The sequence below is a fragment of the Rhodococcus sp. PBTS 1 genome (assembly GCF_001620025.1).
GTDB lineage: Bacteria > Actinomycetota > Actinomycetes > Mycobacteriales > Mycobacteriaceae > Rhodococcoides > Rhodococcoides kroppenstedtii.
Genome location: NZ_CP015219.1, coordinates 3,314,581 through 3,330,044, shown reverse-complemented (window position 1 = coordinate 3,330,044; position 15,464 = coordinate 3,314,581). Strand labels below are relative to the sequence as shown.

Annotated in this window: 12 protein-coding genes; 3 read left to right on the top strand and 9 right to left on the bottom strand. The window is 70.5% G+C overall.

Annotation, left to right across the window (positions count from 1 at the left end; genetic code table 11):
* Positions 1–42: 42 nt before the first annotated feature.
* Positions 43–1,527 carry an Hsp70 family protein gene (locus A3Q40_RS15165; RefSeq protein ID WP_068103380.1) on the top strand — a complete coding sequence of 495 codons (1,485 nt, stop codon included), beginning with the start codon at positions 43–45 and terminating at the stop codon, positions 1,525–1,527.
* A 56-nt stretch (positions 1,528–1,583) separates the two neighbouring features.
* Here the strand turns inward: A3Q40_RS15165 and A3Q40_RS15160 are convergent, their stop codons facing one another.
* From A3Q40_RS15160 to A3Q40_RS15150, 3 genes are read right to left on the bottom strand one after another with little or no spacing between them, the layout of a single operon-like run.
* The gene (locus A3Q40_RS15160; protein ID WP_068103378.1) at positions 1,584–2,135 is read right to left on the bottom strand and encodes a YdcF family protein; all 552 of its coding nucleotides are present in this window, start codon (positions 2,133–2,135) and stop codon (positions 1,584–1,586) included.
* A gap of 6 nt (positions 2,136–2,141) precedes the next feature.
* Positions 2,142–3,716: a sugar transferase gene (locus A3Q40_RS15155; protein ID WP_157889612.1), complete on the bottom strand. Its 1,575-nt coding sequence runs from the start codon at positions 3,714–3,716 to the stop codon at positions 2,142–2,144.
* A complete protein-coding gene (locus A3Q40_RS15150) occupies positions 3,713–4,036 on the bottom strand; it encodes a phosphopantetheine-binding protein (protein ID WP_371829424.1) in 324 nt (107 codons plus the stop codon). The genes A3Q40_RS15155 and A3Q40_RS15150 overlap by 4 nt, the downstream gene beginning before the upstream one ends.
* A 230-nt stretch (positions 4,037–4,266) precedes the next feature.
* Here A3Q40_RS15150 and A3Q40_RS15145 point away from each other — a divergent pair, with 230 nt between their 5' ends.
* Both A3Q40_RS15145 and A3Q40_RS15140 read left to right on the top strand, forming a co-directional pair.
* Positions 4,267–5,037 (top strand): GNAT family N-acetyltransferase, encoded by a 771-nt coding sequence (locus A3Q40_RS15145; protein ID WP_157889611.1) that lies wholly within the window; start codon positions 4,267–4,269, stop codon positions 5,035–5,037.
* Between the two features lie 255 nt (positions 5,038–5,292).
* Positions 5,293–6,510: a glycosyl hydrolase family 28-related protein gene (locus tag A3Q40_RS15140; protein WP_235606322.1), complete on the top strand. Its 1,218-nt coding sequence runs from the start codon at positions 5,293–5,295 to the stop codon at positions 6,508–6,510.
* Positions 6,511–6,567: 57 nt separating this feature from the next.
* Here A3Q40_RS15140 and A3Q40_RS15135 read toward each other — a convergent pair whose 3' ends face one another.
* The 6 genes from A3Q40_RS15135 to A3Q40_RS15110 are packed head-to-tail and all read right to left on the bottom strand — an operon-like array spanning position 6,568 to position 15,459.
* Complete coding sequence (locus A3Q40_RS15135) at positions 6,568–7,917, bottom strand: glycosyl hydrolase family 28-related protein (RefSeq protein WP_068103372.1); 1,350 nt, start codon at positions 7,915–7,917, stop codon at positions 6,568–6,570.
* Positions 7,914–9,629 carry an alpha/beta fold hydrolase gene (locus tag A3Q40_RS15130; protein WP_068103371.1) on the bottom strand — a complete coding sequence of 572 codons (1,716 nt, stop codon included), beginning with the start codon at positions 9,627–9,629 and terminating at the stop codon, positions 7,914–7,916. Before A3Q40_RS15130 ends, A3Q40_RS15135 begins: the two co-directional genes overlap by 4 nt.
* Before the next feature lie 58 nt (positions 9,630–9,687).
* Positions 9,688–11,802 carry a Wzz/FepE/Etk N-terminal domain-containing protein gene (locus tag A3Q40_RS15125; RefSeq protein ID WP_068103369.1) on the bottom strand — a complete coding sequence of 705 codons (2,115 nt, stop codon included), beginning with the start codon at positions 11,800–11,802 and terminating at the stop codon, positions 9,688–9,690.
* Positions 11,793–13,181 carry a hypothetical protein gene (locus tag A3Q40_RS15120; protein WP_068103367.1) on the bottom strand — a complete coding sequence of 463 codons (1,389 nt, stop codon included), beginning with the start codon at positions 13,179–13,181 and terminating at the stop codon, positions 11,793–11,795. Before A3Q40_RS15120 ends, A3Q40_RS15125 begins: the two co-directional genes overlap by 10 nt.
* The gene (locus tag A3Q40_RS15115) at positions 13,178–14,182 is read right to left on the bottom strand and encodes a CgeB family protein (protein ID WP_068103365.1); all 1,005 of its coding nucleotides are present in this window, start codon (positions 14,180–14,182) and stop codon (positions 13,178–13,180) included. Before A3Q40_RS15115 ends, A3Q40_RS15120 begins: the two co-directional genes overlap by 4 nt.
* Complete coding sequence (locus tag A3Q40_RS15110; protein ID WP_157889740.1) at positions 14,179–15,459, bottom strand: lipopolysaccharide biosynthesis protein; 1,281 nt, start codon at positions 15,457–15,459, stop codon at positions 14,179–14,181. Before A3Q40_RS15110 ends, A3Q40_RS15115 begins: the two co-directional genes overlap by 4 nt.
* Between the last annotated feature and the right edge of the window lie 5 nt (positions 15,460–15,464).

The window sequence follows — 15,464 nt, the reverse complement described above, 5'->3', positions numbered from 1 at the left end:
CCGTGGTTCGGTCCGCTGCACGCGAACTGTCGAAGGCGGCTGATGAGCTCGGTTCTCGGTGTGTCCGTGGGCACCAGTGCGGTGCGCATGGCCAGCCCCGTGCGCGAGGTGCACGCAGGTACGGCCGCGCGGTTCCGCCACCGTGTCATCGACACCAGCTTCGACCCGGCCGAGCAGCTCGCAGCCCAGTCCATCGGTGAAGTGCTGGCCGACCCCGCCATGCCGGACCCCATCGCGGCCACCGGCGTCGCCTACCGCGACGCTGCGCAGGCCGGCGCCGTCGCCAAGGCCATGGCCCGCCAGCACATCGCGAACTACCGGTTGGTGCCCGAAGTCCACGCCGCGATCAATTTCCTGCGCACCACCGGTGACCTGGAGGGCCTGCGGACGGTCGCGTTGTACGACCTCGGCAGTTCCGGCCTGTCCGTCACCGTCGTCGATCTCGAGTCCGGCGAGGTGCTGGCGTCGGAGCGCAGCTTCGTGGTCAGCGGCAACCTGTTCGACGCGCTCATCCGTGACAACCAGATCGGACGCCAGCAGCCGGGTGCCGACGGAGTCGACGAGCGGGAGTTCGAGGCTCGCTGCCGCGTGGCCAAGGAGCAGCTGTCGACCAACGGCGCGGTGTGCGTCCCCGGGATGGGCGGCCTCATCCTGCTCTCCCGCGAGGCGTTCGACGCCATGGCGACGGTCCCGATCGAATCGTCCGCGCGGCTCACCCGCGACGTCCTCGCCCGCGTCGACCGTCCGGTCGACGCGCTGGTCCTGGTCGGCGGCGGCGCCCGTATTCCGTTGGTGCGAGACACGCTCGCTTCCTGGGTGGGCCTGCGAACCATCACGCCCGACGAGCCGGAACTGGTGGCCGCCAAGGGCGCTGCCCTGTCCGCGACGCCGGTCGAGCACGCTCCCACCGTCGCGGCGCCGAGAGAGCACGCTCCCACCGTCGCGGCGCCGGTCGGCGACGCCCGTCCCGCGCCGGTCGGTCCTCGGCCGGGGCCGCCCGTCGATCCCGGGCCGGTCGCCGACGAGTCCGCGCCCGAGGACGCTCCCCGGTCGAGCGGCATGGCCTACAGCGAGGTCGCGGATCCACGCGCGGCGGAGACGCCGGCATGGCTGTCCGGTGACACCGGCGCGCCGTCGTCGGACGGGTATCGACGACGGTCCAAGGCACCGCTGTTCGCCGCGCTCGGGTTGGCCGTCGCGGCGGCGGTCGGCCTCGTCCTGGGCTACGGCGGTACCACGTCGCAGGCGGTGGACGACGCGTCCACCGGTGCCGACGTCACGTCGTCCTCGACGCCCGTGACCACCACGCCGCGGGCGACGACCACGAGGCCGACGACGACGCCCCCGCCGCCGTCACCGACCACCACCGTCGCACCGCCCGTCGTCGAGGATTCGGGCCCGGTGTACGAGGCGCCCGCTCCGGCACCCGCGCCGGCTCCGGCACCCGCGCCACTGATCCCGGGTCTGCCGCAGATCCAGCTGCCGCCGCCGATTCAGTTGCCTCCGTTGGTGCTTCCGCGCTTCTGATGCCGACGCGAGCGCCGTAGCCCCCCGACGACGCCACCGGATGGGTGGCGCCGCTGCTACGGCGTTCGCGTCGGTGTGCACTCGCTGTCGAGTGCGGCCTTGAGGTATCCGGCGGTCTGATAGACGTAGCTCCACGCCCACTCGGCGATGTTCTGCGAGGTGGGATTGGCTGCCATGGTGACTCGGCCGGAGAAGCACTGCTCCACGATGAAGCGCGCGCGGGACAGGTGCGGGGTGTAGGTAACCACGATGACGTGGTGCCAGTTCTTTTCCTCCGCCAGGGCGGCGATCTCCTCGGCCTCGCCCTTGGTGGAGTACGGATCGGGGAGGAAGCAGCTGACCGTCACCGAGTAGTCGCCGTCGCAGATCTGTTGCATGCGAACGTCGTCCGGCCCGACGGAATTGGACAGCACCACTTCCGGTGCGAGGCCGCTCTCGGCCAGGTCGATGCCGTAGTGGAAGCGAGCGTAGGGCTCCCCGCCGAGCACGACGACGGCGTCGGCGGGCTCGAGGGGATCGACTTGCGGGTGGACGTACACGGGCCATCCCGCCGCGATCACCACCGCGAGCAGAGCCGTGAACGCCACCACGAGGCGGCGAAAGGTCATGGTCGATCAGCCGCCGGTCCGCCGAAGCACGGCCATCACCGTGCGCAGGAGAATCTTGACGTCGAGCCAGAGGGACCAGTTCTCGATGTAGTAGTTGTCGTACAGCGCACGGTCCTGCAGCGAGGTGTCGCCGCGGAGTCCGTGCACGGCCGCCCAGCCGGTGAGTCCGCCCGGAACACGATGGCGCGCACTGTATCCGGGGATCTCGCTGGTGAACTTGTCGACGAAGTGCGGACGCTCGGGCCGCGGGCCCACCAGGTCCATGTCGCCCTTGACCACATTCCACAGCTGCGGGAGCTCGTCGAGCGAGGTGGCGCGGAGGAACCGGCCGAGGCGTCCGATGCGCGCGTCCTGCGAGATGTTCCAGGTGGTGTCGGCTTCCTCGCGCGACGCCGGCTTCATCGAGCGGAACTTCAGGCACTCGAACACCCGACCGTCCGCGGTGACGCGGATCTGACGGAAGAGCACCGGCGCCGAAGGATCGGACAGTCGCACGGCCAGCGCCACCAGCGCGAGGACGGGCGCGAGCGTCACCATGGCGAGGCCGGCCAGCACGCTGCTCACCACCCGCTTGACACCCCACGCGAGGGACCGGTGGACGTCGCGACGGATGCGGACCAACGGGATGGCGTGGAGTCGGTCCATGTCGCCGGAGACCGACACGAACTCGAACAGTCGGGGAACGACGAAGATCTCGCAGTCCATGCGGTCGCACTCGCGCAGCAGGGTGAGCAGTGCGGACTCGCGCATGGCCGAGAAGGCGATGACGACGGTGTCGATCTGCCGCACGGCGATGTAGGCCCGCAGTTGGTTGGCCAGCGGCTCCACCGGGATGTGGCTGGCCACGATCGCCGGCATCGGCGAATCGTCCAGCAGCGCATGGGGAGCGAGTCCGTGCTCGGGGTAGGCCTGCATGCTCTCGACCAGTCGTCCCGCGACCTGGCCGCTGCCGATCACCACGGTGCGTCGCTGGAACCGGGTGGACCGGCGCAGGCGGCGGGTGACCACGTAGGACAGCTGACGGCCCACGATCATGGCCACCAACACGGCACCGGCCACTGCGGTGGCGCCGCCGACGGACGTTCCGGGCGCGGTGATCACCACGGCGATCAGGGTGGCCACGGCGACGGTGGTGGCCATGCGCGGCAGGTCGTCGAGCACCGAGAGGGTGAGGCGCTGCCGGCTCTGGTGGGGGACCACCACGGCGAGCACCACCAGGACGGCCAGAAGAAGGCGGTTGCCGGCGAACGGCACCGCAGCGAGGGCGACGACCAGGGCCGCCGTCTCGAGCAGCACGCCGAGCACACCGTTGAGATGCAGCGCCAGCCACCGGGACCCGCGGCTCCGCGGTGCGGACATCCCGGGCCGCAGCGGGATCGGCTCGGCGACGTGGTCGTCGACCGGCTCCGTGCGCGGTGCCGGGGCGCCCAGCCGTGCCGTCGCGCGCTCGTCCGCGCGAGGGGATTGGTACTGCACTTCCTCGGCGCGACGGGCGAAGCGCGGCAGCAGGTTGTCCGGCTCGGATTCCGGGACGGAATCGGTGAGGCGGAGAGGTGCGGTGTCGGAGTGCGACGTGGTCATCGACGGCTTCCCGGTACGGACGCGGCGGTGCCGTCCGTACCCTCCAGCACCCGGGCGAGTGCGGCGCGGATGGTGGCGATCGAGGCGAACGTGGACTTGCGCAGCAACACGTCGGGGAACTCCGCGCCGATGGAGTCCTCGAGGTCGACCAGAACGGCGACGCTGGCGTGCGACGTCAGCCCGGCGTCGAAGAGGTCGTCGGAATCGGTGATGGTCCACGCGTCGACGGGAAGCCGACCCGCCCGCTGCAGCGAGCTCCGCACGAGGTGATCGTGGGAGGCGACGGGTGCGTCGCTCGGTGCGGGCGCCGACTGCGTCACGGGGCTCACTCCTTCGAAGTACCTCGGACCGGCGACGGTCCCCTCATGTGCGTGCACACCGCCCGACGGCGGCTGTCTGCGCCCCGCGGCGACACCCGTCGACGACCGATGAGAAACTGATACCGCCCGCTGCTGCGGAGCGACTCGGTTGTCACGGAGAACTATATACGAGTCGTTTCCGTACCGCACGATTGTTTCTGGGCCAGTGAAAGAACCGATACTCTGTCGAGGTGTCCGTTGTGTCCGATCTTCATCGCGTCCGCCGTGCCTTCGGCGAATCCGCCGCCCCGTGGGCTGTCACGACTCACGACGTCGGTGAGCACCATTGGACGGCCTTCAGTGGTACGCAGCAGATCGACTACAACATTGCGCTGGTGCACGGCGGTGACGTGCAGGTTCTGGTGGCCGCGGCCATGGCGGCCCTCGCGGACCACGAAGTGCCCGGCCTGATCATGCTCGCCGGGGAAGGCCTGTCCGGTGCGCAGGTGATGGCCGACGCGGGATGGGTCGCCGCGCGGGCGATGCCGCTCATGCGCCGCCCCGCCAACGCGGGCGTCGCGGCGGACGACGTGCGCGAGATCACCCCCGCGGACCTGCCCCGCACCCGCGAACTTGCGAGCGAGGCGTTCGGACTCGGCCGTGAGTTGGCCGGCGCCGTCTTCACCGAGGATCTCCTCGCGCGAGACGACGTCGTCTTCGGCGGGCTGTGGGAAGGCGCCCCTGACGAGACGTCGTCGATGGTCTGCTGCGGGCTGCTCTGTCGTGCGGAGGGAACGTCCGTGGGGTGGACGCTCGCGACGGACCCGGCGCGGCAGCGTCGTGGGCACGCCTCCCGGCTCGTGGCCGGCGTCAAGCACATCGACGCGGGAACGCGCGGTCCCACCGAGGATCTGTGCCTGGCGTCCATCCCCGGTGCGCCGCTGTACGAGCACATCGGGTTCGAGCGGCTCGAGCACTGGCAGGTCTGGACACGCCCCCGCTGGATGCTCGGCGCGTCCTGACCCTCGGACGCGCCGATCTCGGCGGTTCGCCGACTCGCCCCCCTCGAAACAGGGCGCAGGTCCGGCATCGGCCGGATTGTCGATCGCGGCGGTCGGTCTGTTTGTGCCACAGGTGTTTTCGATCACGCACCTCCGGCGAGTCGCACCCGCACGGCGTCCCACCGGTGCTTTTCTGTGCCCGGGGTGACCGGGGGGCCGTGGCATCCCGTCTGCGAGCGAGGAGGTTCCATGGTGGGTCCGGGGCGTACGGAAAAGATGGGTCGACGGTCTCTGCTCGTCGGCGGAGTGGCGGCAGGAGTCGGAGCGGCCGCGCTGGTCGGCTCGACGCGGGACCCGGTCGCCGTCGAGATGACCGCGGGTGAGACCGATCCCGGCTCCCTGCTCGGCTGGGTCAGCGTCAAGGCGGCACCGTTCAACGCGCAGGGCAACGACACCGCGGACGACACCGCGGCCATCGCCGCCGCGTACACCGCGGCGCAACAGCAGGGACGGCCGCTCTATTTCCCGCCGGGCGAGTACCGGGTGCGATCGCTTCCCGCGTTCGACAACTACGCCACCGTCTTCGGCGCCGGCGCGGATCTGACGACCATCATCCACGCCGCGTCGGGAACGCTGCTGACCCTGAAGAACAAGCAGCGCGTGGCCATCAAGAACCTCGGGATCTTCTCGCTGGACCCCAATTCCACTGCGGTGGTGCTCGATCAGTGCTTCCGATGCTCGTTCGACTCGGTGGTCTTCCGCGGAAACCACACCTCGGGCACCCACCCGCGGTTCCTCCCGCAGCGCGGGGTGTCGTTGATCAACAACACCGGCGGCACGTCGTTCGTCAACTGCGACTTCAACAACTACGGCACCGCCATGTCCACCACCGCGATCCAGTCCTACATCGCGAACTGCAAGTTCACCACCAACTGGGTGAGTTTGCTGGGCACGGGAAACAACTTCGCGTCCGGAATGTCGCTCGCCAACGTCGAATTCACCTCCGACATCAACCCGAAGACGACGTCGGTGCACCTGCTCGTGGACGGCCGCGCGAACGACTGGTGGCTCACCAACGTCTGGTTCGAAGGTGCCGGCACCGCCCTGCAGATCGGCAAAGCCGGAGTGGGTGGGCCGTCGCAGTTCGGCATGGTCAACTGCAAGGTCGCCGCGCGCACCATCGGACTCGACCTCATGCACTGCCGGCAGCCCTACCTGGCCAACGTGGCCTTCGATCCCGACCAGCAGTCGACGCCCCGCCTGATCCGCATCGACCCGAACAACGTCCCGGAGGGGACCGCCGTCAACCTGATCACAAGTCAGGGTGCGGACTTCCCGCTGAACACCTTCCCCCGCGGCTGGTCGGTCCAGGGGCGCGGCAAGACGGTGTCCGCCGGCGGGGGACCGATCGTCGTCTCGCCCGACGGCAAGGCTTGGCGGCTCACCATCTCCAACTCCGGACAGGTGTCGGGGCAGAACCTCGGGGTCATCTGACCCGTGCGCCTTTCGCGCATCCAGGGATGTGCAAAAGGCGCACGGGGGCGGAGCCCACTACGGTCGGGTCCGGCCGAGCGAGTCGGTGCGCAGCGCCCCGTCGGTCCCGACGACGAGTCGCCAGTACCCGCCGTCCGAATCCTTGAGCACCACACCGGCTCCGGGATCGTCGGAGACCCAGGTGCCGTCGGGACGGACGACCGCGGTGGTGCGTCCGTCCCGTTCGGTGCGCAGCAGATCGTCGTCGCCCGTGGCCCGGGCGACGACGGTGCCGGTGTACGTCGCACCCGCGGCGGCGCCGCGGCCGATTACCGTCCAGTCGGGTGGGAACGCCGAGAAGTCGACGTCGTCGTCGGACCCGGAGATCAGGTTGATCGCCGTGCCGGTCGGGGTGTGCACCGGGTCGATCACCAGCTCGGCCGGCGTGCTGTCCGGGTCCGGATCGAGAATGACGTTGGCCAGGTACGGCTGTCGGCAGTAGCGCAGTTCGATGCACGTGGTCCGCGCCGCGACCTTGCAGTTGACCATGCCGAACTGCGACGGGCCGCCGACGTCCGGCGCCCCGACCGACACCGCGACGTCCGACCCCTCGAACCAGACGTTGATGAGCCAACAGTCGTTGGCCGGACCGTCCACCAGCAGGTGCTTGTCGGTGGTGTCCCGGTTGTTGTCCGAGACGAACTCCACATTGGTGAGCGCGAGCCCTGCGGTGAAGTCGCCGCCGGTGCCGAGCACGCCGACGCGGTTGCTGGTGAACTTCGACGCCGTGACGTAGTTCTGAATGGTCCGGGTGGTGAGGCCGACTCCGAAGTTGTTGATGTCGCAGTTGGTGAACGTGGTCCCACCCGTGTTGTCGGACAGCACGATTCCGCGTTGCTCGACGAACTGCGGGAACGTCGACGACGAGTGATTGCCCCGCACGGTCACCGAATCGAACGAACAACGGAAGCAGCCGGCCAACACGATGCCGGTGGCCGTCGGGCCGGTCAGGAAGAACCCGAGCCGCCGGAAGTTCACTCGCTGCTTGTCCCGCAGCTCGATCAGAGTGCCGTTCTGCTCGTACAGCACGGTCGTGACGTCGGCGCCGTCTCCCGAGAGGGTGGCGTAGTCCGGCATCGTCGGCCAGGACGTGACGCGGTACGTCCCCGTCGGCAGATACACCGCCGTCGGACGGTCGAGGCCCTCGAAAGCCCTCGCGATCGCGGCGGTGTCGTCCGTGGTCCCGTCGCCGGTCGCGCCGAAGTCGCGGACGTTCCGGGCGGCCGGAGCGTCGCCGATCGGGGCGTTGGCGAATTCGGTCGTCGGGGCGTCGTCGTCACGCGAGCAGGCCGCGGCCACGAGGGGCAGAGATGCTGCGCCGAGACCACCGAGCAGCAGTCGTCGGCGGTCCAAACCGGAGGACGTCATGCGCTGAGCGCCCCGTCCCGGTGATCCTCGGTCACCGACAGCGCGCCGAGCACGGCGTCGGTCACCGCGGCGCGGAACGTGTGGTGGAACCCCGAGTGATCGCCGACGCCGACCTCGACGACGGACGGCGCACGGCCCGTGCGGGCGATCCGGCGGAGCCCTTCCGTCCCGCGCTGATCGACGAACCAACGGTGGTCCGCCGGGGCGAGCACCACCGTGGTCTGCACCCCGCGCTCGGCCAGGGTGCGCAGCAGGACCTCGGGCACCTGGGTGATGCCCCGCCGTCCCAGCAACAGCCACGCCCGGTACGGAAGATGCTTCTGCAGAGCGGCTTTGATGCGTGCCCGCGGCGTCTTCTGCCACTCCGGGTCCGTGCGCGGCACACCCATCGTCGCCGGATCCACCGCGCCGACCGCGGACTTCTTCTGGCGCCAGCTGTAGCCGATGGCGTTCACCAGCACCACCGAGGCCGCGCCCGTGCGCGACGCCGCGTAGGCGGCGTTCCACGACCCGGAACAGATGCCGGACAACACCACTCGACGCGAGTCGGCGTGTGCCTCCCGCGCCGCGGTCACGACGTCGTCGGCACCCTCGGGCGAGTAGATCGGGGTGTGTTCGCGCGCCGTCACCGGGCCGGTCTCCCCGGCGCCGCGCCGGTCGTATCGGAGGGCGCTGCGGCCGGACAGCGCTGCGCGACGGGCGGACTCGACCCAGAGCCGCGCCGGCCCGATGCGCGTGTCGTTGGCCGTCGCGCAGAACACCACCGTGGCGTCGGCGTCGCGCCCGGCCGGCCCGTCCTCGGGAGTGGTCGGCGTGGTCCTGATGGCGAACAGCCCGTACTCACCGAGCGCGTCGATGGTCTCGGTCACGTGGCCGCCGCCGGTGCGGATCGTCGCCGATCGACGCGGGGTGAACGACACCGGGTCGGCCGCCAGGCCGTCGTGTGCGTCGTCGACCGCGCCGACGATCGTGCGGACCGCATCGGCAGGGACGGGCACCAGAAAGCTGGCGGGCGAGACGAAATCGGCCATCGGGCCCACGTCGATCGTGCGGGCGTCGGCCGCCTCGAGAGTGGCGGACAGGCGCGCCGCGGCGCCGCCCTCACGCAGCGCGGCGATCCAGGTGCCGACGGTCGGGGCGGACAGGGTGAGGTTCAGGGCGGACAGCTCGGCCGCCGCCTCGCGGGACAGGGTCTGTCCCAGCGTGTGCAGCTCGGCGCCGTCGCTCGGTGCCGGATCCGTGTCCGACCCGACGCCCAGCCGATAGAGCGCCTGCTGCTCACGCACGTAGCCCCGCCCACGCGGGGTCGGATCCCACAGCACCACCGTGTGCAGCGGCCCGAGATCGGCGGCGGCGTGATCGAGCAGCAGTGCGCCCACGCGCAGACCGATCGCGGAGACGGTGCGGCACCCCATCTCGCGCAGCGCCGCGACGCCCTCGGCGATGCTCGCGGTCCAGCCCGCGAGCGCATCCGAGGCGTCCTGCTCGCCCGACGAATCACCCACGCCCGCATAGTCGAACCGCAGCACCGCGAATCCCGCCGCCGTCAGCTCCTGCGCGAGGAACTTCATCCCGCGGTAGGTGTCCACGTGCTCCTTGCCCATCGGTGGGCACAGCAGCACACCCGCTCGGGCGCGTCCGCCGTCCGGCAGGTGTACCACCCCGAACAGGGGGCGGTCCGTCGATCCGAACCAGGTCGGGGACGTGGTCATCGGGCAGAACTCCTTCGGTGCCGAGCGTCTGAGGGGCGGGTGAATGTGGGCGGGTGGATCAGTCCGTGTGACGACGCAGGCTCGACGGTCGGTGCACCCGGCCGTTGCGCGCCCCGGCGAACGGGGACGCATCCTCGTCGCCGTTCCCGGACTCGGATGCAGAATCCTCCGACGACGGGTTGCGGCCGGAACCGGCACCGCGCGAGCGCATTCGGCGCAGCGCCGAGGACGACGGTGCGGTCTTCTTCGGCGCCACGCGGGTGGGTGCCGACTCCTCGACCCCCGGCGACTCGTCGGTCCCGGTGCCCGTCGACGCGGTATCGGACAGCTCCGTGTCGGACGACTCCGTGTCGGACGACTCCGTCGACGCGACGTCGGGCTCGGTCGACTCCGCCGTCGAGTCCGCGCCCTCGGCCTCCGGGACATCCTCGGTCGCCGACGTGTCCGCGTCGTCGACTGCGGGGGCATCCTCGCGGTCGGCGTGCTCGTCCCGCGCCGTGGCGTCGTGGTGCTCGACCACGGTGAGGCGGTCGGTCACGGCGTCGGCCGGCGACCCGGCCGCACTGTAGGTCTCGCGACCGTCGTGACCCCGGTAGTCGTCGTACTGCCCGTGGTCGTCGTACTGCCCGTGGTCGTCGTGGCCCCGGTGCTCGTCGTAGCCCCGGTGCTCGTCGTAGCCGGCGTCGTAGCCCCGACGGCCGTCGTGACCCTGACGGTCGTCGTACGGCTCGGTGGGGTCCTGGTACGGACGGGCCTCGTTCTGTGCCTCGTCGCGGCGGGGAGTGGGCCGCCGTGTGGCCGGGGCAGGGGTGGGCGCGGGGGCGGCCGCCGCCGGGGTGAGCGTGTCGGCGGCGGCGTCCTGGCCGCGGCGACGGAGCAGGGCGGGCGAGAAGCTCGCCGGGCGATGCGGCACCAGGATCGTGCCGGCCACGGATGCGCCGATGTCGGTCAGCTCGGTGAGGACCTCCTCGAGGTCCGCCACCGTGGTGGTGCCGGCCTCGACGACCACGACGGTGTGGTCGGCGTGCGCGGCGAGGGCGAGGGCGTCGGTGCCGTCGGTGGTCCCGGTGGCGTCGACGAGCACGTAGTCGTGCTCGCGGCCGAGTTCCTGCAGGATCGTCGCGAAGCGTGCGGACACGAGGAACGTGGCGGTGTCGTCGTCCACCTGGCCGAGCGGCAGAACCCGCAGATCGCCGACCTGCGTCGGTCGGGTCAGCTCGCTCGCCGACCGACGCTGATGCGCCAGGTCCGCCACGCCCGGCATCGTGGCCGGACGCATGCGGGAGGAGATGCCGCGGCCGGAGGTGGCGGCGTCGACCATGAGCGTCGACTTGCCGAGCACCGCCAGCGCGCGGGCGACGGGGAGCACCGTGTCGGACGCGGTCGACTGGCGCGACCGGGACGACGCGGCCGTCGACCCGACGAACACGACGACGCGCGGCGAGGCCTCGGCGAGCACGCCGTCGAGACGCAGTGCGACGCGACGGGTGTCGGTGGTGCGCGACGACGCCTCGACACCGCCCAGGAAGTGCGTGGTGCTCAGCGCGGCGACCTGGCCGGTGGTGCGAATGCGCTTGTCCAGCCGGTCGCGCAGGTACGCGAGTCCGCAGCCGAGGAGGAGGCCGACCATCGTGCCGGCCGCGAGGTTCTTGGTGGGTGCGGGGCCGGCGGACGCCGACGGCGTGGTGGCGGGGTCGATCACCGTCACCTTGGCGGCGGGGGCGGCGCCCACCTGCGTGCTCTCGAGCTCGCCGACCAGGTCCCGGAACTTGGCGACGACGAGATCGTTGATCACGCGCGCCTGGTCCGGGGTGTCGGCGGAGACGTCGACGGTCATGATGACCGTGGCCGGTGCGAACGTCGCGGTGGTGCGCGAGGCGAGCTCGGCGGCCGTGGTGTCGAGCGAGAGCTCGGTGATGACGTCGTTCATGACGCGGTCACTGGTGACGAGGTCGACGTAGGACGTGATGCGTTGCTGCGCAGCCATTCCGCCCTGGTACGAGTCGGACACCGATGTCCCGGTCGCCATGGTGACGTACATGCGGCTCTGCGCGGTGTACGAGTAGGTGAGCGACGAGGTGTACACCGCGCCGGCAACGATCCCGGCGACGACGCACGCGAGGATGATCATCCAGCGCCGCTTGGCGATCTCGAAGTAATCGTTCAGACCCATGATGGCGATCCTTTACGTCGACTGTCGATGTCGGGGTAGTCGAAGGTCGTGGGCGGCGGTATCGCCCGCGACTGTCTGCCGTACTCCCCGACCACGAGCGTCACGATCCAGACCAGGATCGCGAGTTGGAGAGACTTGCCGAGAGATTCGGTGGTGCCGAGGATTCCGCGCTCGAAGAGCACCGGGTACTCGATGAGCGTCAGCCCGAGCACCACCGGGACGAAGTGGCGCGCGGTGAGTATGCGCACGGTGATCAGCACCATGACGAAGGTGAAGGTCATGGAGACCGCCACCCCGGCGTAACCGCCGAGGACGAAACCCTCGCTGATGTTGCCCTCGGCGAGCGAGACCGAGACGGTCCGCATGTCGACCGAGGAGCCGCGAACCTGTTGTGCCCAGGCGGTTCCGGATTGGAACTTCTCCGCCCCCAGGATCTGCGACGGAATGAAGTTGAGGACGGCGTTGCGCGCGACGTCGAGGTGCGAGATCCACTCCCGCCCGTTCATGAAGTACGCGTCGGTGGCCGCCTCGAGCAGGTCGAACCGGCGCAGGATCGGCAGGAACGGCTGCACCACAGGGGGATAGCTCGCCTCGGCGAGCGCACTGATGGCCTCGGTCTCCGGATCGACCTTGAGCGCTTGCAGGAGGCCGAACGCGCCGATGGCCGTGACCGAGATGCCGGCGACGCCGAGCACGGTCCGGCGGGTCCAGCCGATGAAGGCGAACCGCACCGCGACCGCGAGGGCCGCACCCATGACGGGCGTCTTGGACTCCACGATCACCGTCCAGACCAGCTCCATGCCCAGCAGGAAGCCGAGCAGGATCGTGGTGCGCTGCCACGTCGCCGGGCGGGCGAAGACGATGAGCCCCAACGCACCCACGGTGGCCATTGTGGCGGCGAAATCGAGGAAGGGGTTGGCGCTGGTGACCTCGCCGGCCGAACCGGCGCTGCCGGTGGCCCACGAGACGAAGCGCCCGCCGAGACCCATCACGTAGACGACGGCGAGACCGCGGAAGAAATCCGGGTCCGCGGTCGGGGCGACGGGGGAGCGGGGGACGACGTTCCGGGAGCGCTGCCACAGCACGTACGCCACCACCAGGGCGACGTAGAACCACAGGCCGAACGTCACCGGCTTCAGCACCTCGGCGATGCCCTTGTCGTAGCCCATGGTGGCCAGGCGCGGGTCGGCGAGACTGTCGGCGAACTGCGGTTCCGGCAGCACCCACAGCAGCACGACGGGGCGTGCGACGTAGCTGAGTGACCAGTACGCGACCTGGGCCACCACGAAGACGCGCGCGACGCCGCGCAGGTTCAGGCCCGCGATCAGCAGCGCCGTCAGCGCGAGTGCCGTCACCACGACGGACGTCACGGCGCTCATCGGATCGCCGCCGTGATCTCGCGGGCGCGGTCGACGTACGCGTGACCGTCGGCCACGATGCGGACCCGGCCGCGCTCGGCCATGTCCCGGGCCTTGTCCGGTTCCGTCTCGGCCCACGCCAGGATCTCGGCGAGCTCCTCGGGGGTGGAGAACAGGCGGCACTCGGTTCCGTCGTCGAGCAGCCGGGCGTGCTCGTGCGTACGCTCCCCGACGAACAGTCCACCCGCCGCCGGCACCTCGAAGGTGCGGCACGTGTGGGTGTCGCGGTTGTCGGAGTTCAGCAGCACCAGGTTGGCGCCGATCGAGGCGACGGCGTTGGAGAACTCCTCGCCGTACACCGCACCGCCGAGGTGCGCCGAGGTGGCCCGCAGCGCGGGAACACGACGCCAGCCGGGACCCAGAACGGCCATGCGTGCGCCGTGGATGCGGGCGAGATCGGTGACGAAGTCGCGCCGGTCGGGGCGGCACGCGCCGACGAAGCCGACGGTGAACTCCTGCGGGGATCGTCGCGCGGTGGGCCGGTGCCACGCCGGGTCGTAGGCGCTGAGGACGAACAGCGTCTCCCGCGCCCCGCGCTCGGCGAGTTCCGGGACGTTGTGTTCCTTGGTGGTGATCACCAGGTCCCAGTCCCGTTCGCGCCGCAGGTACTCAGGCGTGGTGTTGTACGGGTTGGCGACGTCGTCCGGGCTGTAGTGCACGCGGACGGCGGCAGGCAGGGCCAGCAGCCGATCCTGGTCCAGATGCACGGTGCGGAAGCAGAACAGCATGTCGGGCCGGAAATCCCGTGCCGCGGCGTCGATCCGCCGGTGCAGGTCGGCCAGGACCCACGGCGCACGTCCGCGACCGAGCTTGGCGTAGACCCACGGCGGGGTGAGTCGACCGGGGAGGGCGACGGGGGTCGTGTCGATCACCAGGACGTCGTGACCCGCCTCGCGGAACCCGTCGGCCATCGAGCGTGCGTTGCTGCCCACCCAGTCGTCACCGAGGAAGAGGATTCTCATCGCTCACCTCCCGGAGCGGCAAGCCGCACCGGAACGAGCGGCTGGGTGATCGCGTCGTCCCGGCGGACGTCGCTGCGCCGACGCAGCATGCGCACGCGCAGCAGATACCAGGTGGCAACGGCGATCTCGCAGGTGAACGTGCCGAAGACCAGCGCCCAGACCGACCCGGTGGCCACCGCGGCGAGCAGCGCGCCGCCCGCGAAGATCGCGCCGACGACGGCGCCGATCAACGTCCCGCGGGTGTCCTGCTGGACCGGCAGCACGGCCGTCGTGACGAACGAGGTCAGCGCGGTGAAGGGCAGGATGAACGCCTGCACGCGCATGATCTCGACGGCGCCGGTGAACTCGGCGCCGAAGATCAGCGGAATGACCCACGGGGCGGCGATCCACAGGACCACCGAGACGCCCGCGGCGAGGGCGACGGTGGCGCCGAGCCCGCGGAACGCGTTGCCCCAGAAGTGGTCCTCGCGTCCCCGCGCCAGCCGGGGCAGCAGCCCGTAACCGATGGCGTCGAGCAGCGACTGGAACGCCCGCACCAACCGGTCGCTGGCGGAGAACAGTCCGAGGGACGCCGCGGTGAGTGCGACCGAGTAGAAGCTGGCCGCGCCCTGACCGTAGCTGGTGATGAGCAGACGCGACGTGAGCACGGGCGCACCCATTCTCACCATGGCGACCACCCCGTCGGGCCGCGACGGCAGACCGTGCTCGGTGAGCGTCAGGCGCCAAGTGAGCACCACGTTCACCAGCGTCGAGAGCAGGAGGCACAGCATGGCCACCGACGCGCTGGGGAAGTGCGGGAGCAGACCGACCAGCAGCACCAGGTAGAGGACGCGGCCGATGGACTGGTACACGACGCCGATGCCGAACCTGGCCTCCGCCACCAGAACCCAGTCGTCGCCGAACGACGAGACGCCGCCCGCGAACAGTCCGAGCAGCACCATGTGGAGGTGGACGTGGGCGTCGACCAGCATGCCCAGCGCGAGCGCGACGCCCATCGTGCTCAGCACCCCGGCGCGCAGGGCCAGGTAGTTGCCGCGGAGCCGATTGACGTTCTCGGAGTTCATCATCGCGGCCAGGAACGTCGTGATGCCCATGTCCACCAGCAGCGCGCCGATGAAGTAGGCCGACATGCCGATGGCGAGCAGGCCCAGGCCCTCGGTGCCGAGGATGCGGGCGGTCAGCGGCAGCGTGACGATGGTGACCAGGTACTGCCCGTACTTCCCGAAGCTGACGAACGCGATGTCGCGGATCGCCGCGAGGCGCGGCGGAACCCGCAGGCGCC

Coding starts and splice junctions, on each gene's coding strand:
- A3Q40_RS15165 (WP_068103380.1), top strand. CDS start 43: ATGAGCTCGGTTCTCGGTGTGTCCGTGGGCACCAGTGCGGTGCGCATG.
- A3Q40_RS15130 (WP_068103371.1), bottom strand. CDS start 9,629: ATGACCACGTCCCCGACCTGGTTCGGATCGACGGACCGCCCCCTGTTC.
- A3Q40_RS15140 (WP_235606322.1), top strand. CDS start 5,293: ATGGGTCGACGGTCTCTGCTCGTCGGCGGAGTGGCGGCAGGAGTCGGA.
- A3Q40_RS15115 (WP_068103365.1), bottom strand. CDS start 14,182: ATGAGAATCCTCTTCCTCGGTGACGACTGGGTGGGCAGCAACGCACGC.
- A3Q40_RS15135 (WP_068103372.1), bottom strand. CDS start 7,917: ATGACGTCCTCCGGTTTGGACCGCCGACGACTGCTGCTCGGTGGTCTC.
- A3Q40_RS15155 (WP_157889612.1), bottom strand. CDS start 3,716: ATGACCACGTCGCACTCCGACACCGCACCTCTCCGCCTCACCGATTCC.
- A3Q40_RS15125 (WP_068103369.1), bottom strand. CDS start 11,802: ATGGGTCTGAACGATTACTTCGAGATCGCCAAGCGGCGCTGGATGATC.
- A3Q40_RS15120 (WP_068103367.1), bottom strand. CDS start 13,181: ATGAGCGCCGTGACGTCCGTCGTGGTGACGGCACTCGCGCTGACGGCG.
- A3Q40_RS15160 (WP_068103378.1), bottom strand. CDS start 2,135: ATGACCTTTCGCCGCCTCGTGGTGGCGTTCACGGCTCTGCTCGCGGTG.